The sequence below is a fragment of the Rhodomicrobium sp. R_RK_3 genome (genome assembly GCF_002198715.1).
GTDB lineage: Bacteria > Pseudomonadota > Alphaproteobacteria > Rhizobiales > Rhodomicrobiaceae > R-RK-3.
The window spans coordinates 53,485-75,384 of record NZ_MWLK01000015.1; the positions used below are offsets into that span (position 1 = coordinate 53,485).

General features: G+C 63.5%; 20 protein-coding genes and 3 pseudogenes. 9 read left to right on the forward strand and 14 right to left on the reverse strand.

The features are described 5' to 3' along the window. Window positions 1-25: 25 nt before the first annotated feature. From BLEFHOIH_RS07075 to traG, 11 genes are all read right to left on the reverse strand, one after another. Entirely contained in the window at window positions 26-1,246 is a 1,221-nt protein-coding gene (locus BLEFHOIH_RS07075) for a TrbI/VirB10 family protein (RefSeq protein ID WP_088343834.1), read from the reverse strand. Beyond that, the gene (gene trbG, locus BLEFHOIH_RS07080) at window positions 1,243-2,241 is read right to left on the reverse strand and encodes a P-type conjugative transfer protein TrbG (RefSeq protein ID WP_088343836.1); all 999 of its coding nucleotides are present in this window, start codon (window positions 2,239-2,241) and stop codon (window positions 1,243-1,245) included. Before trbG ends, BLEFHOIH_RS07075 begins: the two co-directional genes overlap by 4 nt. Continuing rightward, complete coding sequence (gene trbF / locus BLEFHOIH_RS07085; protein WP_088343838.1) at window positions 2,238-2,930, reverse strand: conjugal transfer protein TrbF; 693 nt, start codon at window positions 2,928-2,930, stop codon at window positions 2,238-2,240. The genes trbG and trbF overlap by 4 nt, the downstream gene beginning before the upstream one ends. A gap of 9 nt (window positions 2,931-2,939) precedes the next feature. After that, window positions 2,940-4,208, reverse strand: a complete 1,269-nt coding sequence (trbL, locus tag BLEFHOIH_RS07090) for a P-type conjugative transfer protein TrbL (RefSeq protein WP_088343840.1) — start codon at window positions 4,206-4,208, stop codon at window positions 2,940-2,942. Window positions 4,209-4,220: 12 nt separating this feature from the next. Continuing rightward, window positions 4,221-4,946, reverse strand: a complete 726-nt coding sequence (trbJ, locus tag BLEFHOIH_RS07095) for a P-type conjugative transfer protein TrbJ (protein ID WP_088343842.1) — start codon at window positions 4,944-4,946, stop codon at window positions 4,221-4,223. Window positions 4,947-4,978: 32 nt separating this feature from the next. Beyond that, window positions 4,979-7,543: a conjugal transfer protein TrbE gene (trbE, locus tag BLEFHOIH_RS07100; protein WP_088343844.1), complete on the reverse strand. Its 2,565-nt coding sequence runs from the start codon at window positions 7,541-7,543 to the stop codon at window positions 4,979-4,981. Next, the gene (locus BLEFHOIH_RS07105; protein WP_088343846.1) at window positions 7,537-7,809 is read right to left on the reverse strand and encodes a VirB3 family type IV secretion system protein; all 273 of its coding nucleotides are present in this window, start codon (window positions 7,807-7,809) and stop codon (window positions 7,537-7,539) included. Before BLEFHOIH_RS07105 ends, trbE begins: the two co-directional genes overlap by 7 nt. Before the next feature lie 10 nt (window positions 7,810-7,819). Next, the gene (locus BLEFHOIH_RS07110) at window positions 7,820-8,173 is read right to left on the reverse strand and encodes a TrbC/VirB2 family protein (RefSeq protein WP_088343848.1); all 354 of its coding nucleotides are present in this window, start codon (window positions 8,171-8,173) and stop codon (window positions 7,820-7,822) included. A 234-nt stretch (window positions 8,174-8,407) separates the two neighbouring features. Continuing rightward, window positions 8,408-9,322 (reverse strand): P-type conjugative transfer ATPase TrbB, encoded by a 915-nt coding sequence (gene trbB, locus BLEFHOIH_RS07115; protein ID WP_088344302.1) that lies wholly within the window; start codon window positions 9,320-9,322, stop codon window positions 8,408-8,410. A 35-nt stretch (window positions 9,323-9,357) separates the two neighbouring features. Then, window positions 9,358-9,870: a CopG family transcriptional regulator gene (locus tag BLEFHOIH_RS07120; RefSeq protein ID WP_088343850.1), complete on the reverse strand. Its 513-nt coding sequence runs from the start codon at window positions 9,868-9,870 to the stop codon at window positions 9,358-9,360. Continuing rightward, window positions 9,867-11,582, reverse strand: coding sequence for an IncP-type conjugal transfer protein TraG (gene traG, locus BLEFHOIH_RS07125; protein WP_348626036.1), 1,716 nt, complete (start codon window positions 11,580-11,582; stop codon window positions 9,867-9,869). The genes BLEFHOIH_RS07120 and traG overlap by 4 nt, the downstream gene beginning before the upstream one ends. 8 nt (window positions 11,583-11,590) lie before the next feature. Between traG and BLEFHOIH_RS26150 the strand changes: the two genes are divergently transcribed. From BLEFHOIH_RS26150 to BLEFHOIH_RS07165, 9 genes and pseudogenes are all read left to right on the forward strand, one after another. Continuing rightward, a complete protein-coding gene (locus BLEFHOIH_RS26150) occupies window positions 11,591-11,896 on the forward strand; it encodes a hypothetical protein (RefSeq protein ID WP_125461617.1) in 306 nt (101 codons plus the stop codon). A gap of 413 nt (window positions 11,897-12,309) precedes the next feature. After that, the gene (locus BLEFHOIH_RS07130) at window positions 12,310-13,161 is read left to right on the forward strand and encodes a metalloregulator ArsR/SmtB family transcription factor (RefSeq protein ID WP_088343854.1); all 852 of its coding nucleotides are present in this window, start codon (window positions 12,310-12,312) and stop codon (window positions 13,159-13,161) included. A gap of 38 nt (window positions 13,162-13,199) precedes the next feature. Further along, on the forward strand, window positions 13,200-14,243 hold the full coding sequence (locus BLEFHOIH_RS07135; protein ID WP_088343856.1) for an ArsJ-associated glyceraldehyde-3-phosphate dehydrogenase: 1,044 nt from the start codon (window positions 13,200-13,202) through the stop codon (window positions 14,241-14,243). Beyond that, window positions 14,243-15,535 carry an organoarsenical effux MFS transporter ArsJ gene (arsJ, locus tag BLEFHOIH_RS07140; RefSeq protein WP_088343858.1) on the forward strand — a complete coding sequence of 431 codons (1,293 nt, stop codon included), beginning with the start codon at window positions 14,243-14,245 and terminating at the stop codon, window positions 15,533-15,535. Before BLEFHOIH_RS07135 ends, arsJ begins: the two co-directional genes overlap by 1 nt. Further along, window positions 15,466-15,848: pseudogene (locus BLEFHOIH_RS27495) on the forward strand (ATP-binding cassette domain-containing protein); the annotation flags it as partial. The gene arsJ and the pseudogene BLEFHOIH_RS27495, both read left to right, overlap by 70 nt. Window positions 15,849-15,853: 5 nt before the next feature. Further along, window positions 15,854-16,185, forward strand: a pseudogene (locus tag BLEFHOIH_RS07150) (permease); the annotation flags it as partial. A 17-nt stretch (window positions 16,186-16,202) separates the two neighbouring features. Then, window positions 16,203-16,439, forward strand: coding sequence for a thioredoxin family protein (locus BLEFHOIH_RS07155; RefSeq protein WP_088344304.1), 237 nt, complete (start codon window positions 16,203-16,205; stop codon window positions 16,437-16,439). Next, window positions 16,439-16,848: pseudogene (locus tag BLEFHOIH_RS07160) on the forward strand (OsmC family protein). Before BLEFHOIH_RS07155 ends, BLEFHOIH_RS07160 begins: the two are co-directional and overlap by 1 nt. Before the next feature lie 105 nt (window positions 16,849-16,953). Next, window positions 16,954-19,413 (forward strand): heavy metal translocating P-type ATPase, encoded by a 2,460-nt coding sequence (locus BLEFHOIH_RS07165; protein ID WP_088343860.1) that lies wholly within the window; start codon window positions 16,954-16,956, stop codon window positions 19,411-19,413. Window positions 19,414-19,535: 122 nt separating this feature from the next. Here BLEFHOIH_RS07165 and phoB read toward each other — a convergent pair whose 3' ends face one another. The 3 genes from phoB to pstB are packed head-to-tail and all read right to left on the reverse strand — an operon-like array spanning window position 19,536 to window position 21,802. Then, window positions 19,536-20,240, reverse strand: coding sequence for a phosphate regulon transcriptional regulator PhoB (gene phoB / locus BLEFHOIH_RS07170; protein WP_088343862.1), 705 nt, complete (start codon window positions 20,238-20,240; stop codon window positions 19,536-19,538). A gap of 25 nt (window positions 20,241-20,265) precedes the next feature. Beyond that, entirely contained in the window at window positions 20,266-20,985 is a 720-nt protein-coding gene (gene phoU / locus BLEFHOIH_RS07175) for a phosphate signaling complex protein PhoU (RefSeq protein ID WP_088343864.1), read from the reverse strand. A gap of 34 nt (window positions 20,986-21,019) precedes the next feature. Beyond that, the gene (gene pstB / locus BLEFHOIH_RS07180; RefSeq protein WP_245296919.1) at window positions 21,020-21,802 is read right to left on the reverse strand and encodes a phosphate ABC transporter ATP-binding protein PstB; all 783 of its coding nucleotides are present in this window, start codon (window positions 21,800-21,802) and stop codon (window positions 21,020-21,022) included. Window positions 21,803-21,900 lie beyond the last annotated feature (98 nt).

Below are 21,900 nucleotides of genomic sequence, written 5' to 3' on the forward strand. Positions count from 1 at the left end.
TCTGCGTGTACGGCCTGGCCTGGGGTTATTTCTGCGGGTACGGGCTGAGTACCAAGTCCTTTTGCACGATGACGCGCAGCGGCCAGCCGGGCCGGACCTTGATTGTGGGCTGCACATTGAGTTGCCGTTCCACGATCTGGCTTGCAGCGCGATTGGTGGTCTGACCGAGGCCCTGCCGCAAGGCTTCGACGAGATCGTTCTCGTCTCCTCCGAAAGACAATTCGGTTCCAACATTCAGAAGCGTCGCCAAGGCGATGCCCTTCACCAGTTGCCAGGTGTGATTATCGACTTCGTCGGATAATCCAGCATATCCGCCCTGATCGGTCGCGGGCAGGTTCTCGATGACGATGGAAGAGCCATCGGGACGGATGATGCGTTGCCAGACGATCAAGGCGCGGTTCTGACCGAAACTGACCCGCGCGTCATATTTGCCGACAAGGCGGGCGCCTTGGGGAATGAGCAGATGCTTGCCGGAGACGGTGTCATAAACCGGCTCGGTCACCTGCGCGATAACGAAGCCCGGCAGGTCGGAATTCAGCCCCGTGATCAGGCTGGCGGCGATGACGGTGCCCGCCATCAGCTGGTATGGCGAGGCCGGTTTCTGAAGCGAGTGAGCATTGTAGATGCCGGCCTCGGGCTTGGCGTTCAGGAAGGAAAGCTTGTCGGTTTGCGCAGTATCGCTGCTGCTTCCCGCAGCGAGCGGGGTGCCAGGGGCGAGCGATTGCAGGTCCCCTTGCAGCGCCGTCAATGCATCGCGTCCCGGATCTGCCTGCGCAGTTGATGGCGAGGATTCTCTTCCCAATATGGCCTGGCCCTTGATCTGGAAAAAGACCGGCGCCGAGCGCGCCTGACGCGCGAGGCGAAGCTGGTCCTGGAGGTCCTGATCGAGCAGCGCTAATTGTGCGGCCGCGTCTGGAGACGGCTGATCCCGATCGCCGGCTGCAGGTGCGATCTCCCCAATACGCTCCGGCGGCCGGACGGCGTCATAGCGTTTCGGCAGCCCCTCCAAGCCCTCGGCATAGGGTTTGGTGTCCGTGTTCAGCAGTTCGGTCGGCCCTTGCGCCGTCCAGACAACGGGCCGCAAGGCGAGGATCACAAGTCCCGCGATTGCCGTCACGCCAAGGGCGACGCCGCCGATCACGACTCGGCGATTGATGCGCGTCACCGGCCGTGGCTTCACGCGCAGCTCGACGCTGTCGGGATCGACTTTCTCCGGGGCGATGGGCGTTTCGGCGCTGTCGCTCATTTCCAGACCTCGCGCCATTGCGCATCGCGCCGGGTGATCCGCACGATGCGCTGTGGGTCTTCGCCTTGCCGCAGCTCCGCGGCAGCGAATAGCCGATCAACGATATAGGTCGAGCCTTTGACGCGGTAGTTGACCAGCGCCGGCTTCCCGTCGGCGCCCGCGATGAACAAGGGCGGGGCTTCGCCTTGGCGAAGCGTCGATGGAAACTGGATGTAAACCTTATTGCCGTCGTCGAAAACCTGGGCGGGCCGCCACGGCGCATCGCCGTCGATGCGGTAGCGGAAGCGGATCGCGTCGAGGGCGATGCGCGTATCGACGACGGCCTCGCGCGCCGCTGCTTGGGCTTCAGCTTGGCGCTTGCGGATCACAAGCTCGGACAAGGGATAGGTCCAGGAGACGCTGGCAATATAGGTTTTCTCCGTCGAGGTCAGCTCCAGATGGTAGGTGCGCCGGTCGGTTGCGATGACAAGGTTGGTGGCAAGATCTGCGGCGATGGGCTTGACGAGGATATGGGTGCGGGCCGAGGCGCCCGCGCCGCTCTGGGTGTCACCGATCACCCAGCGCACCGTGTCGCCGGAGGAGACCGACAGCAATGTCTCCCCCGGCTCGAGGGCAATATCGGAAACCTGATTGACGGCCGCATAGAGCTGGTACAGCGCGCCTTGGGTGAAGGGGTAGACCTGCATGGCGTTGATGCTGCTATCCTTCCCCGGCACAATCTTGGCGGCGGCATTGGCATCCGCGACCCGATCCTCGGGCGGCTTTTCCGGTCCGGCGCCTTTAATCTCCGCTTTTTGCGGCAATGGTTTCAACTGACCGGGAAGCGGCAGCGGCTCCGGCACCGTGACGACGGAGGTCTCGAACCTGGATGGTGGCTCAGGCTCAGCCTTGGCAAAGACCGGCGGGTCCAACGCGATCTCCGGAATGCGAACTTTCGTGGCGCAGGCAGCAACCAACGCCGACAGAGCAAGAAGCGCGACGGTAGAGCTCTTCATTTCTCGCCTCCCAGATCCTGGCCCCAATTGAAGGCGGTTATGTAGATCCCAAGCGGGTTCTTGCGCAGCCTCGCCTCATCGCGGGGGGCCGCGATCATCATCGTGAACAGGCCGGTGAAGCGCTTGGTGGCGACAAGCGCGCCGCCTTCAAAGCTCTGCTCCTGCCAGCGCAGCTGGAAGGACGATGGCGAGGCCCTGACCGCGCTCGTCACATCGACAGCGATGGTTCCCCGCCCAAGACGGGCAAAGGGATCATTGCCGCGGGCATAGTCGTTCAGCGTCACCGCCGCTTCCGCCGTGACGTAGTCATAGGCGTTCAGCCAATTCTGCCGGACGATCACCGCATCGCTGGAGAGGCCGCGCACCTGTTCGACGAAGCGGGCAAGATGATAGGCGATCTGCGCATCCCTCGGCTCATAGGCGCGTGAGGCGGGATTGATCTGGCGGACGCTGCCGCTGGCTTCGATTTCAACCACATAGGGCACCACCAATCCGCTTTGGGCGTACCAGGCAAAAGCGCCTGCAAGGCCGATGGAGAGGCCTAAAGACCCAAAGGCCATCAGCCGCCAATTCCTGGCTTGCGCCCGCGCCGAACCAAGCCGTTCATCCCAGACCTGCGCCGCCTTTTGGTAGGGCGTGACGGGCGGCGGCGTACGGCCATAGCGCATGCTTCCCCGTTTGAAGACCATGAGCGGCTCCTATTTCTCTTGTAAGTTTGGACCTTGGCCCTGGGCCGGCCGATCGCCGGACGAGATGGATTGCGCGGCGATGAAGCCTGTGGCCCGCAGGCGGTTCGCCCGGGACATGCTCCGCGCCCAGCCGGGTGCGCCGCCTTGGCCGTCGCCGCCGGGGGCAGACCCGTTACCCCCATGTCTCGACGTCGCGCGCAGGCCATAGGCCGAGCCTTGCGCGTAGGCGTCGGCGATCGGGCTCGACATGGCGGATGCGGCACGCCGGATAGGCTCGCCGATCGCCGCCTGCGCCATCCCCCGTACCCCGCCTTGCTCGTAGGAGGTGGAGGCGGCGCCAGACATTGCGGCCGCCGCCCGAACGGCGCCGCCACCGATGGCGCCTGCTGTTCGTGCCGCACCCGAGGCCAAAGCCGCCGCACCGATGCCCGCTGCTGCGACACCCATCGTAGTCGCGACCGCCGATCCCGCACCCAATTGCGGTGCTCCCGAAATCAAGCCTGCTGCAAGGGCGGGAACGAAGATCGCCAGTCCGAAGACTGCGATCGCCCCCAGAATGGCGGAGGCGGCGTGATTGAGCGTCGCCTCGCCGGTCAACGGCTGAACGAGCGTGCCGAAGACGGAGGAGCCAATACCGATGACGATGGCGAGCACCATCAGCTTGATGCCGGACGAAAGCACATTGCCAAGCACGCGCTCGGCAAGGAACGAGGTTCGCCCGAACAGAGCGAATGGCACCAGCAGGAAACCAGCCAACGTCGTCAGCTTGAATTCGATGATGGCGATGAAGAGCTGTACGGCGAGGACGAAGAAGGCGAGGAGCACGATGCCCCAGGCGAGCATCAGGACGATAATGGTAACGAAGTTTTCGAAGAAGCTGGTCAGGCCGACCAGCTCCCCGGCCTTCTGCAAGAGAGGGTGCGCCGCCTTGAAACCGGTATCGGCGACAAAGCCGGGGCGCATTAAATCGTTAGCTGACATCGACGCGCCGGACGCCTTCAGGCCCAAGCCGCCGAAGGAGCGGAAGACGATGTCGGCGAGATCCTTCCAGTTGTTCAGCAGGAAGGCAAAAAAGCCGACATACAAAACCTTGCGGACGAGCTGGGCGGGGATGTTGTCGTCATTGCCCCAGGCCCAGAACAGCCCCGCAAGCGTAATGTCGATGGCAACCAGCACGCTCGTGAGATACGCCACATCGCCTGAGACCAGCCCGAAGCCGCTGTCGATATAGCGCGAGAAGGTCTCAGTGAAGCGGTCGATGATGGCGAGATCGTCCATGACGGCGTCTTCCTACGGGTGGGCCGCGTAAGCGCTGCCCGAGCCGAGAAAGCTTCTCAGCCGGACACGGGCTTCTTCTTCGGCGGCGAGGCGTCGCGCCCGGTCGGCGGTCTCGCCGCGGGATTGCGCTGCCAGCAACGCTTGCAGTTGCAGTTGTTGCTTGAGGGTGAGGCCTTGCAGCTCATTGCCCGCCTGCGCGGCTTCGAGCGCTCCGGGCGCGGCCCTCGAGCGGGCAAGCAGCGCGGTGAGCGTCTCGGTATCCGCCGCCAATCCATCCGCCGTGGCCGCCTCCAAGAGGCCCGATCGCTTGACGCTTTCGAGCGTTTCGCTCCAGCGCGCCTTGGTTTGCTGGATGGATGTTTCGGCCGACAGATCCGCGAACTCTGTTGGATAGAGCTTGGCAAACGAGGTTTCGGTATCCTGCAGTTTCAGAGCGATGGCGCTTCCGCTGTGGAGCGCGCCGGTGATCTGTGACAGCTGTTGCTGGAGCTGCGGCGCGATCGTTTGGCCGCTGGAGGCAAGGTTCTGATCCATGCGCTTCAGCATGTCGATCTGGTTCTGGATTGCCTTGACCTGGTTGTTGATCTGCTGCAGGGCGCGCAGCGTGGCGATGTAGTTCTGCTTGTAGTTCCAGGGGTCATAAACGATGTCGGCATTTGCGTTTTTGTGGAAGCAGCCAAGGAATGCGGAGGCCAGAACGAAGGCAAAGAACACCCGATGCACGAAATGGCGTGCCATGAGCTTTCTCCAGAATTGGTGAGAGTTGGGGTTTAGGCGCGGAACGGCGACAGGCGGGCGACCAACTCCGCTTCGAGGACAGGATCCGGGATGAGTTCTTCCTCGTCGTCCTCGTCCTCATGCGGATGAGGTGACATTGCCGCTGCCGCGGGCGCTCCGGCGCCGCCATCGCCGGTGTTCGATGTCTTCGCCACCTGATCCAAGAGCTCGGCGGCCCAGCCAAGCCCTTTGGCCCTCAGAAATTCTGCTGGGAAGCGATGCCTGGGATGATTGGCGGATGTCTCCTGCACCAGCTTCAGATCCGCCGGCGAGGATGCGCCGCATAGGCTCAGCGCGATGGAGCCAAGGCCGAGCTCGAACAGCCGGTTGCCGCGCGCCGATTGGAGGTAGTAATCGCGCTTGGGCGCGGCCTGGGCGATAATCTCGACCTGCCGGGAATTCAGACCGAAGCGTCTATAGATCGCCGCCGATTGGGGTTCTTGCGCCCGAGAATTGGGCAGGAAAATCCGGGTCATGCAGCTTTCGATGATGGCGGGCGCGATTTTGGAGTTTTCGATATCGGCGAGCGACTGCGTCGCAAACACCACCGCGACGTTCTTCTTGCGCAAGGTCTTGAGCCAGGCGCGAATCGTCTCGGCGAGCAGCGGGTGATCGAGGAACAGCCAGGCCTCATCGAGAATGAGGAGTGTCGGCGATCCGTCGAACCGCGCCTCCAGCCGGTGGAACAGATAGGACAGAACCGGAGCGACGAGCCCCTTATGCCGCATCAACTCTTCCAGCTCGATATGCAGCACGGCGGCGTCAGCGATCGTCTCCTGCGTGCCGTCGAGCAATCGTCCGAAGGCGCCATCCAACGTGTATGGGTTCAGCGCCTGCGTCAGCGCCGCCGATTGAACGAGCACAGCCAATCCGGTCAGCGTGCGCTCCTCTGGAGGCGCGGAGGCCAGACTTTCCAACGCCGTCCAAACCGCCTCGCGCACCTCCGGATCGACGCGCATTCCGTCCTGGGCAAGGAGGGCGCAGACCCATTCGAGCCCGAAAGCACGAATCTCCAGCTTGTCCACATGGCGCAAGGGTTGCAGCGTCAGGTTCCCGTCCAGGGACAGATCGATCGCTTCACCGCCCATGGCAAGACAGGCAGCTTTGGCGGATTTGCCCTTGTCGAAGACGATCACTTTTGCGCCGATGAAACGCCGGAACTGCAAGGCCAAAAGGGCGAGCAGTACCGACTTGCCGGCGCCGGTCGGACCGACCACCAAGCTGTGGCCGACATCGCCGACATGCAGATCGAGGCGGAACGGAGTGGAGCCTCGCGTTCTGGTCATCATCAAGGGCGGGGCGTTGAGATGCCCATTGCGATCCGGGCCGGCCCAGACGGCGGAGACCGGCATCATATGAGCCAGATTGAGCGTGTGCACCAAGGGCTGGCGGATATTGGCGTAAGGGTTTCCGGGCAAGCTGCCGAGCCAGGCCTCGACCGCGTTCAGGCTCTCGCGGATGGTCACGAACCCACGCGCATTGACGATGCGTTCGATAGCGATCAGCTTGTCCTCGACCTTGCGCTCCGAGGCGTCGCGCACCACGATGGTGGTCGTCACATAACCGAAGGTGACGTCATCCGAGCCCAGTTCTTGCAAAGCCTCGTCGGCGTCTGCGGCCTTGTTGCCGGCATCGGTATCGATGAGCGCGCTTTCGCGGGCAAACATGACCTCGCGCACGACGGCCATCACCGATTTGCGCTTGGCGAACCATTGCCGGCGGAGTTTGCCAAGCTCGCGTTCCGCCTCGCGCTTGTCGAGCGGGATGAAGCGTGTCACCCAGCGATAGGAAAAGCCGAGATCGTTCAGGGTATCGAGCATTCCGGGCGAGGTGCTGTTCGGGAAGCCGAGCACGGTCAGCACCCGCAAATGCTGGTCGCCGAGCCTAGGCGAGACGCCTCCCGTCAAGGGACTATCGCAAAGGATGGCATCGAGATAAGCAGGCACATCAGGCGCTGCCACCCTCATGCGTTTCGCAGAGACTGTGTTGTGCAGATAGGTGAGGAGCTCTGTGTCGCGTAGCGGCACCAGTTCGGGCAGGATGTTGGCAAGCAGCGCCAGTGCCCGGTCGGTTTCGGAGATGAAGCCGTCGAGATGGGCACGCGGATCGAGGAGGGGCGCCTGGCCACCGTCGCGTTCGTAGAGCAGGCCTTCGGTCTTCGCCGCGGCGTCGGCAGGCGGCAAGTACAGGAGACTGAGATAATACCTGCTCTCGAAATGGCTGAGTTCGGCCTCGAAGCCCGCTTTGCGTTCCTCATCCACCAGCCAGGAGACGGGATCGGCAAAGCAACCGCCGGGATAGGATTGGGCCGGAATGCGCTCGGCCTCGAAAAACATGGCCCAGCGCGATCCGAAGCGTTTGAGCACGTTGTTCAATCGCGCCGTGATTGAGACCAGTTCGGCGTCGGTGGCGCTATCGAGATCGGGGCCGCGATAGCTGGCGGCGCGCAGGAAGCTGCCATCCTTATTGAGGATGACACCGGGCGCCACCAAGCAGGCCCAGGGCAGATAATCGGCAAGGCTGACGGATTTCTTGCGGTATTCGGCGAGGTTCAGCATGAGAGATACCCCTTATGGCGGGAATGCCGGGACAGAACTGCGAAGAAGGCGGGGTCTTTGCGGGTGAGCCAGACGGCTAGCGCGTGGCCCAGGAGCCAGATGAGGAGACCGGCGAGCCAAAGCCTGAGGCCGAGGCCAATGGCGGCCGCCAGCGTGCCGTTCACAATGGCAAAGCCGCGCGGGGCGCCGCCAAGCAGCACGGGCTCGGTCAGTGCCCGATGCAGCGGCACTTCGAAGCCGGGAGAGATCGATGGGAGATGATCCATGGATGGCGCCTCAGTCGATGACCGCGCCGCCGGCGAAGGCGAAGAAGGACAGGAAGAAGGATGTCGCAGCAAACGCGATGGTCAGGCCAAAGACGACCTGCACGAGCCGCCGAAAGCCGCCCGACATGTCGCCGAAGGCGAGGCTGAGGCCGGTGCCGATGATGACGATCACCGCCACCATCTTGGCGACCGGCCCCTCGATCGAATCCAGGATTTTCTGGAGCGGCGCCTCCCACGGCATGCCGGATCCGGCACCGTAGGCGGGCGAGGCCGAGAGGAGTGCCAGGGCCATTGCGGCCAACGACAGGCGGGCCGGCAATGATGGCCGAAACCGTTCCAATGGAGCAAAAATTGCGGAGAGCATGACTTGATTTCCCTCAAGATGATGAGGCCCAAGCATGCGTGGGGCAGCGAAAAATCCCTATGAGGGAAGCCGAGAAATGCCGTGAATGCGTGGGCAAATGCCGGACAAACGGGGAGTGAACGGCCGCAGGCGCTCGGCGCCGGGCAGGCCGGGTTGATAATACTGGGCGGGATCTTGGTGGCGTTGAACGCTAAGGTCCCGCCGGATAGGAAATGACCTATTGGTCAACGCAGTTTAGGCGCTCAGGGCCTTCAGTCGATAACCGCCGGACGGATCGATTCCATCGACCGCAAGCAGTTCAGTGACCCGGCGCTCCTCGCCCCGCCCTTGCAGGTAGACGATCAAATCGACCGTCTCGGCGATCAGGGATTTTGGAACGATCGCCACCGCTTCCTGGATCAATTGCTCAAGCCGTGCCAAGGCAGCGGTCGCCGAATTGGCATGCACCGTAGCGATGCCGCCCGGATGCCCAGTGTTCCAGGCTTTCAGCATGTCGAGCGCTTCTCCGCCCCTCACCTCGCCAATGATAATGCGGTCGGGGCGCAAACGCAGCGTTGACCGCACGAGGTCGGAAAGGGAGACGACGCCAGATTTGGTCTTGAGGGCGATGCAATCCTCGGCCTCGCAGCGCAGTTCGCGTGTGTCTTCCAGAATAATCACGCGCTCGCCCATGGTGGCGATCTCGGCGAGCAGTGCATTGGCAAGCGTTGTCTTGCCCGATGAGGTGCCGCCGGCAATGAGGATATTCCGGCGGTCCGTCACGGCCTGCCGGAGCGCCTGGGCCTGATCCTCGGTCATCATGCTTTTGCTGACGTAGTCGCTGAGCCTGAAAATTATTCCGGCAGGCTTTCGGATCGAAAAGCATGGCGCGGTTGCGATGGGCGGCAAAAGCCCCTCAAAGCGCTCGCGGGTTTCCGGCAATTCCGCTGAGACGATTGGCGACCAGGCATGAGCTTCGCTCCGTGCATGGGCGGCGACAATGCGGATGATGCGTTCGGTGTCAGCCGCGCCCAGGACATGACCGGAAAAGCTGCGGCCCCGGCCGGCCCGATCGACCCACAATTTTCCGTCGGGATTGACCATGATTTCGATGGTGCTTGGATCTTGAAGCGCCTGTCCAATGGCTCGGCCAAAAGCCGTCGCCAACATCTGACGCCGGCGGCTATCGGCTTCTTCCTTGCCCGTCACTCGTCTCGCACCCCGCCGTCCCGATCGTCATCCGGCTCATCATTATCGACGATTTCGCCCGGCTCGCCGGCTTCGCCTAAGGCTTCGGCGAAGAGCTCGGGCTTTTCAGTGACGATGGTTTCGAGCACCTGGGAAATCAGCCGCTGATCAGAGGCAAGACGCCTGCCAACCTGGGCAACGAAGCGGTGAAAGCGGTCGCGGCCGAGGATTTTTGCTTCCTCCTGCTCGCTCTCGGGCACGGGCGGCGTCACAATGAGAAAATAGCGCACGAACAGCCCGAGCGTTTCGGTGACGATGGCGAGATCGCGTTGTAAGCCGCCGAGCGTCTTGGAATGGCTGTTCAGCCGCCTGACGATCACGGGCTCGAGGGCGTTTTCGGGCTTTGGCGAGAGGAACGCCTTGATCGCCTCATCGGCGATCCCCGAGCGCGAGGCTCCGTGTTGGCTGCACGCCTGCCGCAAAAGCCGTGACGCCTCCGGCGACAGATAGAACGAAAAACGCGCCTTCATGATTTGTCATCCATGGAGCGGGTTGGGTGAAGCGCTGGCCTTGCGTCCAGGTCGAAATCATCGTCGCGAGCGGCATCCAACAGACTGAGCTGTTTGCTCTGTACCGTGGGCGACTTCGCTGACCTTTTCGGCTTGCCGATTGAGACGATATTCGAGCCGGGCTCGGGATCGAGCCTCGCATCATAGGTCGCGCAACACCCCTCCCAATCATGGGGCGCCCGTGGAGGCGCATCGGCATAGGCGCCCTCAGTCAGCACCGGCGCGGCAAGGCATCGTTCTTGAAAATTCAGGTCCTCGAAATAACGAAGCTTGGTCGCCTTGATCGGCGGACAGCCGGAGGTCATGATCAGCGCTTGGTCTTTGGGAAGCTGCAGGATCTCACCCGGCGTCAGCAATGGTCGCGGTGTCTCCTGCTCCGAGACCGAGGAATGGGTGAACCAAAAGGCGGAACGGCTGCCGGTAAGCCCACGCACGGCCCGCAGCTCGGTTGCCGTGCCAAGCGCCTCTGAAAGCCTCTTGGCGGTGCGCTCGTCGTTGGGTGCGAACACGATGCGAATATGACAGTTGTCGAGAATGGCGTTGTTAATGCCATAGGCTTTGTCGATCTGATTGAGCGACTGCGCAATTAGACAGGCGCGGATATTGTAGCCCGCTAGAAATGCCAGCGCGCCTTCGAAAAAATCGAGACGGCCCAGGGCTGGAAACTCGTCGAGCATGAGCAGCATGGGACGCCGTTTCGCGATCTCTGCGGGGTCGAGGCTTTCGGTCAGGCGCCTGACAATCTGGTTCAGAATCAGACGGACCAGCGGCCGGGTGCGCGACAGGTCGGATGGCGGGATGACGAGGTAAAGCGATAGCGGCTGTTTCGCTGTGACCAGATCCATGATCCGCCAATCGGACCGGCTGGTGACTTCGGCGACCAGCGGATCGCGATACAGCGTCAGCAGGCTGACCGCCGTCGAGACGACGCCCGAGCGTTCATTCTCGGCCTTGTTCAGCAGATCGCGGGCGGCGGCTGCCACTATGGGATGGACTTTCGGCGTCGTGCCGTCGCCGAGATGGTTGGTCGCCAGCATGACTTTCAGCAGCGCTTCTATGGGGCGAGCAGGATCCGCGATCAGCCTTGCCACCTGCGCGAGCGTCTTTTCCCTCTCGGCGTAGAGCACATGAAGGATCAAGCCCGTAAGAAAGGCGTGCGCAGTTTTCTCCCAATGGGAGCGCTGATCGAGGGCGCCTTCGGGATCGACGAGGATGTCCGCGATGTTTTGCACATCCCGCACCTCGTTGGCGCCGCGCCTGACCTCCAAAAGCGGATTGTAATGGGCGGATCTGACATCCGCCGGATTGAAAGACAGGCAATGGGAAAACCGGGACCGCCAGCCTGCCGTCACCTGCCAATTCTCGCCCTTGATATCGTGGATGATCGCAGGGCCAGTCCAGGAGAGCAGCGTCGGCACCACAACGCCTACGCCTTTTCCCGAGCGCGTCGGCGCCACCATCAGCACATGCTCAGGCCCGTCATGGCGGAGATAGCAGCCGTTGGTTTGCGCCAGCACCATGCCCCGGTTTGCGAAAAAATCAGCTTCGGAAATCGCTGTTGTATCCGCCCATCGAGCCGAGCCGAATGTCGAGCGAGCTTTTTTAGAAGGGCGAGCAAAAAGCATGTGGAGGTCGAGCTCTCGATGAGCCGCTATCTTCGCAGCCTCTGCAATTAGAGCCTATGGGCAAACCCGAGAAAAAGCGGGAAGTGATTGTCAGCATTCGAAAAACAACGGCGGCTGCGCCGTACGCGCAGGAAATCCCGACCCGACCCGAAACGCCTATCTCTGGGAAGCGCGGCGGGACATGGACCACATCGAAAAAATCGCGGTACGCCATGGATCTAACAGACCATGCGGTCGCCGACATCCTCTGGGAGCAGCAGAAGAAACTGCGCGAGCTCAAGCTCCTATTTCAGACGGGTCAATTTCGCGCGCGACGGCGCCCGCGAGAGAAGCGCAGAAGAGTTCTATATCGGCGTTCCTGATTTTCGCGGCAAAACGGCGAAGCGCACGCTGTCCCATGACTGGCGCGCGCCGATCTCGTCCATGTTCTACGACTATAGATCGGCGCGGCGCGGTATCAGGCTCCGGCGGGCGAGGTGCGGCGCCGGCTCGACCTGAAACGCCAGTAATCCAAGCGCGACTCATCGATCATCGACGCCTCGTGATTCTGGCAGCGCGTGAACCTGACCAGTCTTGGGCGAAGGCGTGAAGTCTTGTCCAAGAGCGGGATGCCGGAAATCGGCCTGTTCGGTTCGATTGAAGCGCGATGCGGAAACGGAACGCGGGAGCCTGGTGGCGTTGCGGGCAATCGGCGTTGCGCAGCCGCAGCATATGCTCCGGGGCGATCGCGCAAACCTGTCACACGCCTGTCATACGCTTCGACTATTCCATAACCATGGAAGGAAACCACGCGGCGGCAGGCTTCGGCATGCTGGCACAAGAGACACGTCTTAATCTCGTCAGGCTGCTCTCCAGCCATGGCGCGTCGGGAATGGCCGCAGGCGGGATCGCGCGGGCGCTGGACATCGCGCCCTCCACGCTCTCATTCCATCTCACGGCCCTGGAAAACGCCGGTCTGGTCCAGTCGACCCGGCAAGGCCGCCAGATCGTCTATGCCGTCCGCTTCGCCGCGCTGCGCGAGCTGATTTGCTATCTGACCGAGACCTGTTGCGCCGGGCGGCCGGAGCTTTGCGGTGATATCGCAAGACTTCTTCCCAACTATATCGATGAGGAGACGACCATGGTTGCAGCGTTTAACGTCCTGTTCATCTGCACCCGCAATTCGGCCCGCTCGATCATGGCGGAGGCCATTCTCGAAAGGGTCGGGCGCGGAAAATTCAAGGCGTATTCGGCGGGATCGACCCCGGCCGCCGCGCCGATGCCCGAGGTTCTCGACCGGCTGGTGATGATGGGCCACGACGTTTCGGGGCTGCGTCCGAAGTCCTGGCACGAGTTCACCGGTCCAAATGCCCCGCGCATGGATTTCGTGCTGACCCTGTGCGATCCCGGCGACGAGGAAGTCTGTCCCGATCTCGGCGACAAGCCTGTCACGGCGACCTGGCCGTTTCCCGATCCCGCCAAGTTCACCGGCTCCACCGCCGAGCGGCTGGTCCTCCTCAATGAGCTGTACGGCATGATCCGCCGCCGCCTCGAAGCCTTCACGGGTTTGCCTTTCGCCACCCTGGATCGCATCGCAATGAAGGCTCGCCTCGATGAGATGGGCGAGAGCTCGCCCGTCTCCCGCTGATCGGGGATGGTCATCTAACCAAGGATACACCCGGCAAAATGCGCATTGGCATCAATGGAATGGGCCGCATGGGGCGGCTGTCGCTGAGGGCCGCGCTCGGCGGGGTCGAGCGCACGCCCGGCGATCCGCGCGCGGCCAACCGCCTCGATATCGTGCATGTCAACGAAGTAAAGGGCGGCGCGGCGGCCACCGCCCACCTCCTCGAATTCGACAGCATGCATGGCCGCTGGCGGACCGGCTTCGAGGTTCCCGGCGATGACGCCATCATCGTCGGCGGAAAGCGGATAAGCTTCTCGGAGGGCAAGACCCCGGCCGATGTGCCATGGGGGGACCTAGGCTGCGACATCGTGCTGGAATGCACGGGTAAATTCCTCACGCCCGCCGCCCTGGAGGTCTATTTCGCGCGCGGCGTGAGGCGCGTCATCGTCGCCGCGCCGGTTAAGGATGCGGCGGCGCTTAACATCGTCGTCGGCGTCAACGACCATCTCTACGATCCGGACCGGCACCGGCTGCTGACGGCGGCCTCCTGCACGACCAACTGCCTCGCGCCGGTGGTGAAGGTGATCCACGAATCCATCGGCATCCGACACGGCCAGATCACCACCATCCACGACCCCACCAATACCAATGTGGTGGTCGACGCCCCGCATAAGGACCTGCGCCGCGCCCGCTCGGCCATGCTGTCGCTGCAACCGACCACGACCGGCAGCGCCACCGCCATCGCTCTGATCTACCCGGAGCTAAAGGGCAAGCTGAACGGCCACGCGGTGCGCGCGCCGGTGCTGAACGCCAGTCTGACCGACTGCGTGTTCGAGCTGAACCGGCAGACGACGGAGGCGGAGGTCAATGCGCTGTTCGCGGCGGCGGCCAAGGGCGCCCTGGGCGGCATTCTCGGCTATGAGACCCGGCCGCTCGTCTCGGCCGATTACTGCAACGACAGCCGCAGCTCCATCGTCGATGCGCCTAGCACCATGGTGACGGACGGCACGCTGCTGAAGGTCTACGCATGGTACGACAACGAGATCGGCTATGTCTGCCGTATGGTCGATCTGGCCAATATCGTCATCGGGAAGGGCGCGTGATGTCCGCCGCCTTGCGCAACTATCTCATCGTCACCGCCTCCTATTGGGGCTTCACGCTGATTGATGGCGCGTTGCGTATGCTTGTGCTGTTCCACTTCTTCAGGCTCGGCTATTCGCCGTTCACGCTGGCCTTCCTGTTCCTGCTTTACGAGCTGGCTGGCATTCTGGCCAACCTGGTCGGCGGCTGGCTGGCGGTGCGCTTCGGCATTCCGCGCATGCTGGCCATCGGCCAGGCGCTGCAGATCGCTGGCCTTCTCATGCTGTCCGCGCTTGATCCCGGCTGGACGGCGGCCACGTCGGTCGCCTGGGTGGTGGGCGCGCAAGGCATTGCCGGACTTGCCAAGGACATTACCAAGACGGCCTCGAAATCGGCGATCAAGGCCACCTCGCAGGCCGGCGCGGGGCAGCTCTTTGCCTGGGTGGCGTGGTTCACCGGCTCCAAGAACGCGATGAAGGGCGTCGGCTTCTTCCTGGGCGGTTTCCTCCTGGAGGCGATGGGCTTCCGCGGCGCGCTGTGGCTGATGGCCGGGCTGCTCGCGCTGGTGTTCGTCGCCGGGCTGGCCTTGCTGCCGAGCGACCTAGGCAAGGCCAAAGCCTCGAAATCGGTGCGCGAACTGTTCGCCAAGTCGAGTGGCGTCAACCTGCTGGCCGCCGCGCGGATCTTCCTGTTCGGTGCCCGCGATGTCTGGTTCGTGGTCGGTCTCCCGGTCTATCTCTACGCGGCCGGCTGGACCTTCGTGCAGGCCGGAGCATTTCTTGCCGCCTGGACCATCGCCTATGGCGGCGTGCAGGCCATCGCTCCCCGCCTCGTCGCCCGTAGCGAGGATGGCCTCAGCCGCGAGGTGCCTGCGGCGCGCTTCTGGTCGCTGATACTGGTCGGCATTCCGCTGTCGCTGGCGCTCGTTTTGTCGCTCGGGCAGTTTCCCCGGCCCGATCTCATACTGGTTGCTGGCCTGGCGCTGTTCGGCGTGCCGTTCGCGGTGAATTCCTCGCTGCACTCCTATCTCATCCTGGCCTATGCCGGCTCGGAGAAGGCCGCCGAGGATGTGGGATTCTATTACGCTGCCAACGCCTCCGGCCGGCTGATGGGTATCCTCTTGTCGGGCGTGCTCTACCAGCTTGGCGGCATGACCGCCTGCCTGCTCGGCTCGGCGGCCATGCTCGGCGTCTGCTGGCTGATCACGCTGCTGCTGCCGACCGGGCGCGACGAGGCAGTGGGCGCTACAAGACGGGAGACGCCGCCCTCAACGGCGTCTCCCTCGAAATCTCGGCCGGTGAGATCATCGGCCTAATCGGCCCCTCAGGAGCCGGCAAATCCACCCTGATCCGATACGTCAACCGGCTGGTCGAGCCGACCTCGGGCCACGTCGATCTCGGCAACCAGGAGATCACGGCGCTCGGCTCCGGGGGGCTGCGCCGCGCGCGCCGCAGGATCGGCATGATCTTCCAGGAGTTCGCATTGATCGAGCGGCTCATGGTCATGGAGAACGAGTTGTCGAGACGCCTCGGCTATACGGGCCTCTGGCAGAGCTGGCTCCGCCGGTTTCCAAGGCCGACATCGACAGGGCCATCGGCCTTCTGGAGCGGGTCGGGATCGGCGATCACGCGGCGGCGCCTTCATTCACGGCTACGCGCCCGCGGACCTGCTCGCCTCGATCATGGGCAAGGATGCCTGGTGGTGTCGGTTCCAGCCGCCGTCATCTTCGGCATCCCGATGTATTCGAACGCGGCAGGGATCATTCCCGTCGTCGAAGCATTACTTGGCAAGGGTGCGGCGCTTGGCACCGTGCTGGCCTTCATGATGAGCGTGATCGCCCTGTCGCTGCCGGAAATGATCATCCTGCGCAAGGTTCTGAGCTTAAAGCTGATCGCCGTCTTCGCAGGCGTCGTCGCCACCGGAATTCTGGCCGTCGGCTTGCTCTTCAACGCGCTCTTCACATGACTCCAAGGATCACGATCATGAAAAACATCAAAGTGCTCGGCCCCGGCCGCAAGCGCTGCCAGGCGACCGAGGATATGGTCAAAGCCGAAGCCGCGCGGCTTGGCGTCGACGTCGCGGTCGAAAAGGTCATGGACTACGCCGCCATTGCCGGATACGGCATCGTGTCGACGCCGGGCATCGTCATCGACGGCAAAGTGGTCCATGCTGGCTGTCTTCCAAAAGCGGAGGATCTGGCGAAATGGCTGGCGGCGTAATGCTTGAATACCGGGTCGAGGCCCGGCGGATCGATGCGCATGGCAGCGCCGCGACGACAAAGGCGGCGGAGATCATGCTCGATACTGATCTTGCCGGCCGGGCCGACGCCTTCAATCCGGCCGAGTTGCTGCTGGCGGCGGTCGCCGCCTGCATGATCAAGGGCATCGAGCGGGTGACGCCGATGAGATGATCCGGTTCGATCTGCGCGGGGTCGAGGTCAAGCTGCACGGCGTCCGGCAGGATAGCCCGCCCAAAATGGTCGCGATCGACTACGAGCTGATCGTCGATACCGACGAGACCGATCAGCGGCTCGACCTCCTGCACACGAACGTTCGCAAGTACGGGACCATCTCGAACACGGTCGCCGAGGCCACCAAACTCGAGGGCACGATCCGGAGAAAGGGGTGAGCCGCCCCGCACCTCCTCCCGCATCGGCCCAGGGCACTGTTCGGTGGGGTATCTTGCCGTCGCCTTCCCGCCATTCGCGCCAGCAGATGAAAGACCGGGTGCCTTTTGGATACGACAGTCGCGAACACCCTTCGATTGGACCTGCCGCTTCTCCTCCCGGATGCGCCAGGTGAGGCCGACGCCTGTGTGGGGCGCCTGATTGACGATCTGAAGGGCCGTGACGGGATCCTCCAGGTCCATGTGTTATCGGCGTCAGATAATCAGCCGGCCGAGCTGTGCATCCACTATGCCCCCAATGTGCTCAGTCTCGTCAGAATCAGGCAGATCGCCGAGGCGGCCGGTGCCCGCGTGACCGAGCGCTTCGGGCATGTGCTGTGGGAAGCGGATGGGCTGCAAAATGAGCGGCGCGCCCGCACGGTCACCGAATATTTGCAGCGCATGCCGGGTGTCATGGAAGCCGTTGCGGCCGTGGCTGGACCGGTGCGTATCGAGTTCGACCGCAGTTTGACCACGGAGCAGGCCCTCCGTGATGAGCTTGCAACGTTGGGCGTTGTCGTGCGCGCTCCCCGACAAGCAGAGCCTCCGGCACATGGCGAGGAAGCCGGCGCGCATGAGCACGAGCACGGCGGCTTGTTTGGCGAAAACAGCGAACTGATCTTCGCCGTCCTCTGCGGCGTCCTGCTTGCCGCAGGCTTCTTCAGCACGTTTGTGCCCAGCGCACCGGCGTGGGTTTCGCTCGGCTTCTATATGGGCGCCTATGGCTTTGGCGGCTTCTACGCGCTGCGGGAGGCGGTAGACAGCCTTCGCCTCGGCAGGCTCGAGATCGATGTGCTGATGCTGGTCGCCGCCGGCGGCGCGGCGGTGCTCGGCGGCTGGGCCGAAGGCGCGCTCCTGCTGTTCCTGTTCAGCATCGGCCATGCGCTGGAGCATTATGCCATGGGCCGCGCCCGGCGAGCCATCGCGGCGCTCGCCGATCTGGCGCCGCCGACCGCCGAAGTGCGGCGCGGCGGCGTCGTCACGCAGGTGCCTGTCGCGGAGCTGGTGATGGGCGAGACCATCATTGTCCGGCCGAATACGCGCATTCCGGCGGACGGCTTCGTCGTCCTCGGCACCAGCAGCGTCGACCAGGCCCCGGTCACGGGTGAGAGCGTGCCCGTGGACAAGCAGGCCGTGGACGACGCGGAGCGCGCCACGCTGCGACCGCAAGGGCTGGCGGCGGAACACCGTGTCTTTGCCGGCACCATCAACGGCAGCGGCGTTCTGGAGATCCAGGTCACCAAACTGGCCGCGGACAGCACGCTTGCCCGCCTGGTGCGGATGGTGGGCGAGGCCGAGGCGCAGAAATCGCCGACGCAGCGCTTCACCGACCGCTTCGAGCGCGTCTTCGTGCCCATCGTGCTGGCGGCCGTTGCCCTGCTGCTTTTCGCCTGGGTGGTGATCGACGAGCCGTTCGGCGACAGCTTCTATCGCGCCATGGCGGTCCTCGTCGCCGCCAGCCCCTGCGCGCTCGCCATCTCGACGCCGAGCGCGGTGCTCTCGGGTGTCGCGCGGGCCGCCCGTGGCGGCGTGCTGGTGAAGGGCGGCGGTCCGCTTGAAAGCCTGGGCAGGCTCGGCGCCATCGCCTTCGACAAGACCGGCACGCTGACCGAAGGCAAGCCGCGCGTGACAAACGTAGTCCCCGCCTCCGGCGTGGCGGAGCATGACTTGCTGGCGGTCGCGTTGGCCGTCGAGGAACTCAGCGACCACCCGCTCGCCGCCGCGGTCGTTCGCGATGGCCGGGCGCGGCTCGGCGCTGGTGCGGCCGTTCTGAAAGCGGAGGATCTGCGCAGCATCACCGGGCGCGGCCTGGCTGCGCGGATCGGCGGTGAGCCGGTTTATGTCGGCAAGCCCGCCTTGTTCGCCGAAATCGAGGGGCCGCCCCTCCCGGCCGCGATGCTGGCGGTGATCGAGGAGCTGGAAAACCAGGGCCGCACCCTGATGGTTGTCCGCCGCGGTGAGCGTTATCTCGGCGTGCTTGGCCTGATGGACACGCCTCGCGCCTCCGCCGCCGGTGTCATCACCAAGCTGAGAACGCTCGGCATCGCCCGCATGGTGATGATTTCCGGCGACAACCGGCGCGTCGCCGAGGCGGTAGCCAGCCAGGTCGGGCTGGACGAGGCCTGGGGGGATCTGATGCCTGAGGATAAGGTCGACGCGATCAAGCGCCTTCGCGCCGAGCAGGAGGTTGCCATGGTCGGGGATGGCGTGAACGACGCGCCTGCCATGGCCAATGCGACCGTGGGCATCGCAATGGGCGCCGCGGGATCGGATGTGGCGCTGGAGACTGCCGATGTGGCGCTGATGGGGGACGCGTTGGAGCGGCTCCCATTCGTGATCGGCCTCAGCCGCGCCACGAAGCGGATCATCCGGCAGAACCTCTGGATCAGCCTCGGCATGGTGGCAGTGCTGGTGCCGTCGACGCTGCTCGGCCTGCAACTTGGCGCAGCGGTGGTCTTCCATGAGGGTTCGACGCTGCTTGTCGTCGCCAATGCGTTGCGTCTGCTCGCCTATCGTGATCTGGCGTGAGCCTGGACCATCCAACCCGGGGCGATAAGTGAAGTTTGATCGGTTGCTGATCGGGTCAAAACGAGTTTAGTCTCCCTGAGGCGCGGGATTTCGGTATTGACGGGCATCGAACGCGATCGGAATCAAGCTGCTCCCCGATCTGCCCGCTCGCCGAGGGAATAGCCTGTGCCTCGAACGGTACGGACCAGATCCTTCTCGCGGCCGCGGTTGATGGCTTTGCGCAGCCGGCCAATATGCACATCGACCGTGCGCTCGTCGACGTAAGCTTCCCGCCCCCAAACGCCGTCGAGGAGTTGGGCGCGCGAAAACACCCTGCCCGGACTCTGCATTAAGAATTCAAGCAGCCTGTATTCGGTGGGCCCTAGCCGCACCTCGCGGCCGTTGCGGGTGACCCGGTGTTCTTCGCGGTCGAGCCGCATGTCGCCGACGACAAGGATGTCGACGATGCACTCCGGGCTCGAGCGGCGCATGATTGCCTTAATGCGCGCCATGAGCTCGGGTACGGAAAACGGCTTCACCACATAATCGTCGGCGCCGGTGGTCAGGCCGCGGATGCGGTCGGCCTCCTCGCCACGGGCCGTCAGGATGATGATCGGAATGCCGCGAGTGCTTCGATTGCCGCGCCATCGGCGTGCGAGTTCCAATCCCGACTGACCGGGCAGCATCCAATCCAGAACGATCAGGTCCGGCGGATCCTCCGAAACCGCGAGCTCTGCTTCATTGCCATCCGGTGCAACGGTCACCTGATATCCTTCCGCCTCGAAATTGTAGCGCAGCAAGAGCGCCAGCGACTCGACGTCTTCAACGATCAGGATTTTCGCGGCCATGGCTTGGGATGGACCGTGCATGGCTTCAAGCTGTGGACGATTCAGGCATGACAAAGCTGGTCGTATCCCCTTTTGGCCGCCGCTCGGTGACGGGCGTGCCCTTGACTAGAAAATGGATCATCTCGGCGATGTTCGTCGCGTGGTCGCCGATACGCTCCAAATTCTTGGCCCCGAACAAAAGATGGGTGCACAGGCCGATATTGCGCGGGTCTTCCATCATATAGGTCAGCAATTCGCGGAACACCGAATTGTAGATCGCATCCAGCTCCTCGTCCCGCCGCCACACCTGCAGCGCTTTTTCGGAGTCGCGCTGCGAATAGGCGTTGAGCACGTCGGTGAGCTGCTCGAGCGACTTGTTGCCGATATGGCGGATGCCGATCATCAAATTCTTGGGCCGGTTCTCCGCCGCGATCGCCATGGCGCGTTTGGCGATGTTCTTGCCCAGATCGCCGACGCGCTCCAGGTCGCCCGCGACGCGCACCGCCGTCATGATCTGGCGCAGATCGACGGCCATCGGCTGGCGCCGGGCGATCATCGAGATCGCCAGTTCCTCGACCTCGCGCTCCAGCCGGTCGATCTGCTCGTCCTGGCGGATAGTCGCCTCGGCAAGTCCGGGATCGCGGTTCTCCAGCGAGTCGATGGCGCGGCCGAGCAATTGTTCAGCAAGCCCGCCCATCTGGGCGATCTTGGTGTCGAGGGCCTTCAGCTCATCCTCGAAGGCGCTGACGATATGTTCCGTGGGCATGTGTGCTGCCTCCTGGGCGTGCGGGCTTGCCGGCTTAACCGAAGCGGCCGGTAATATAGTCCTGAGTGCGCGACTGGCGCGGATTGGTAAAAATCTCAGACGTCTCACCTTCTTCAACCAATGTGCCGAGGTGGAAAAATGCCGTGCGCTGCGAAACGCGGGCTGCTTGCTGCATCGAATGGGTGACGATGACGATGCAAAAGTTCTGGCGCAGTTCGTCGATCAGCTCCTCGATGCGCGCGGTGGCGATCGGGTCGAGCGCCGAGCAGGGCTCGTCCATCAGGATGACTTCCGGGTTGACCGCGATGGCGCGCGCGATGCACAGGCGCTGCTGCTGGCCGCCGGACAGGCCCGTGCCGGCTTCGAGGATGCGGTCCTTCACCTCCTTGTAGAGCCCGGCCTTTTCCAGGCTGGTGATGACGATCTCGTCCATGTCCGATTTGGTGCGGGCGAGGCCATGGATGCGCGGGCCGTAAGCGACATTGTCGTAGATAGATTTGGGAAACGGGTTCGGCTTCTGAAACACCATGCCGACGCGGGCGCGCAGCTGCACCGGATCGATCTCAGGATCGTAGATATTGACGCCGTCGATCTCGACGCTGCCGGTGACGCGGGCGGCATCGATGAAGTCGTTCATCCGGTTCAGGCAGCGCAGGAAGGTGGACTTGCCGCAGCCGGACGGGCCGATGAAGGCCGTTACCGATTTGTCGAGAATGTCGATATTGACGTCGATCAGCGCCTGTTTTTCGCCGTAGAAGACGGAAACGCTGCGGCCCACGACCCTGATGCGTCCGGATGTGTCCCCCCGGGCAAGCAGGCCTTTCGGCGCTGGGGCCAAATTGCCGAAACCGGCCTGATTCAGGTTGGGTCGTTCGTTCACAAGTGCCTCCAATCTCGGGCGAATGCGGGTTTCGG

Excerpts from the sequence above, each read along its gene's own strand:
- BLEFHOIH_RS07075 (WP_088343834.1), bottom strand. The coding sequence starts at position 1,246 with ATGAGCGACAGCGCCGAAACGCCCATCGCCCCGGAGAAAGTCGATCCC.
- trbG (WP_088343836.1), bottom strand. The coding sequence starts at position 2,241 with ATGAAGAGCTCTACCGTCGCGCTTCTTGCTCTGTCGGCGTTGGTTGCT.
- trbF (WP_088343838.1), bottom strand. The coding sequence starts at position 2,930 with ATGGTCTTCAAACGGGGAAGCATGCGCTATGGCCGTACGCCGCCGCCC.
- trbL (WP_088343840.1), bottom strand. The coding sequence starts at position 4,208 with ATGGACGATCTCGCCATCATCGACCGCTTCACTGAGACCTTCTCGCGC.
- trbJ (WP_088343842.1), bottom strand. The coding sequence starts at position 4,946 with ATGGCACGCCATTTCGTGCATCGGGTGTTCTTTGCCTTCGTTCTGGCC.
- trbE (WP_088343844.1), bottom strand. The coding sequence starts at position 7,543 with ATGCTGAACCTCGCCGAATACCGCAAGAAATCCGTCAGCCTTGCCGAT.
- BLEFHOIH_RS07105 (WP_088343846.1), bottom strand. The coding sequence starts at position 7,809 with ATGGATCATCTCCCATCGATCTCTCCCGGCTTCGAAGTGCCGCTGCAT.
- BLEFHOIH_RS07110 (WP_088343848.1), bottom strand. The coding sequence starts at position 8,173 with ATGCTCTCCGCAATTTTTGCTCCATTGGAACGGTTTCGGCCATCATTG.
- trbB (WP_088344302.1), bottom strand. The coding sequence starts at position 9,322 with ATGTTGGCGACGGCTTTTGGCCGAGCCATTGGACAGGCGCTTCAAGAT.
- BLEFHOIH_RS07120 (WP_088343850.1), bottom strand. The coding sequence starts at position 9,870 with ATGAAGGCGCGTTTTTCGTTCTATCTGTCGCCGGAGGCGTCACGGCTT.
- BLEFHOIH_RS26150 (WP_125461617.1), top strand. The coding sequence starts at position 11,591 with ATGGGCAAACCCGAGAAAAAGCGGGAAGTGATTGTCAGCATTCGAAAA.
- BLEFHOIH_RS07130 (WP_088343854.1), top strand. The coding sequence starts at position 12,310 with ATGGAAGGAAACCACGCGGCGGCAGGCTTCGGCATGCTGGCACAAGAG.
- BLEFHOIH_RS07135 (WP_088343856.1), top strand. The coding sequence starts at position 13,200 with ATGCGCATTGGCATCAATGGAATGGGCCGCATGGGGCGGCTGTCGCTG.
- arsJ (WP_088343858.1), top strand. The coding sequence starts at position 14,243 with ATGTCCGCCGCCTTGCGCAACTATCTCATCGTCACCGCCTCCTATTGG.
- BLEFHOIH_RS07155 (WP_088344304.1), top strand. The coding sequence starts at position 16,203 with ATGAAAAACATCAAAGTGCTCGGCCCCGGCCGCAAGCGCTGCCAGGCG.
- phoB (WP_088343862.1), bottom strand. The coding sequence starts at position 20,240 with ATGGCCGCGAAAATCCTGATCGTTGAAGACGTCGAGTCGCTGGCGCTC.
- phoU (WP_088343864.1), bottom strand. The coding sequence starts at position 20,985 with ATGCCCACGGAACATATCGTCAGCGCCTTCGAGGATGAGCTGAAGGCC.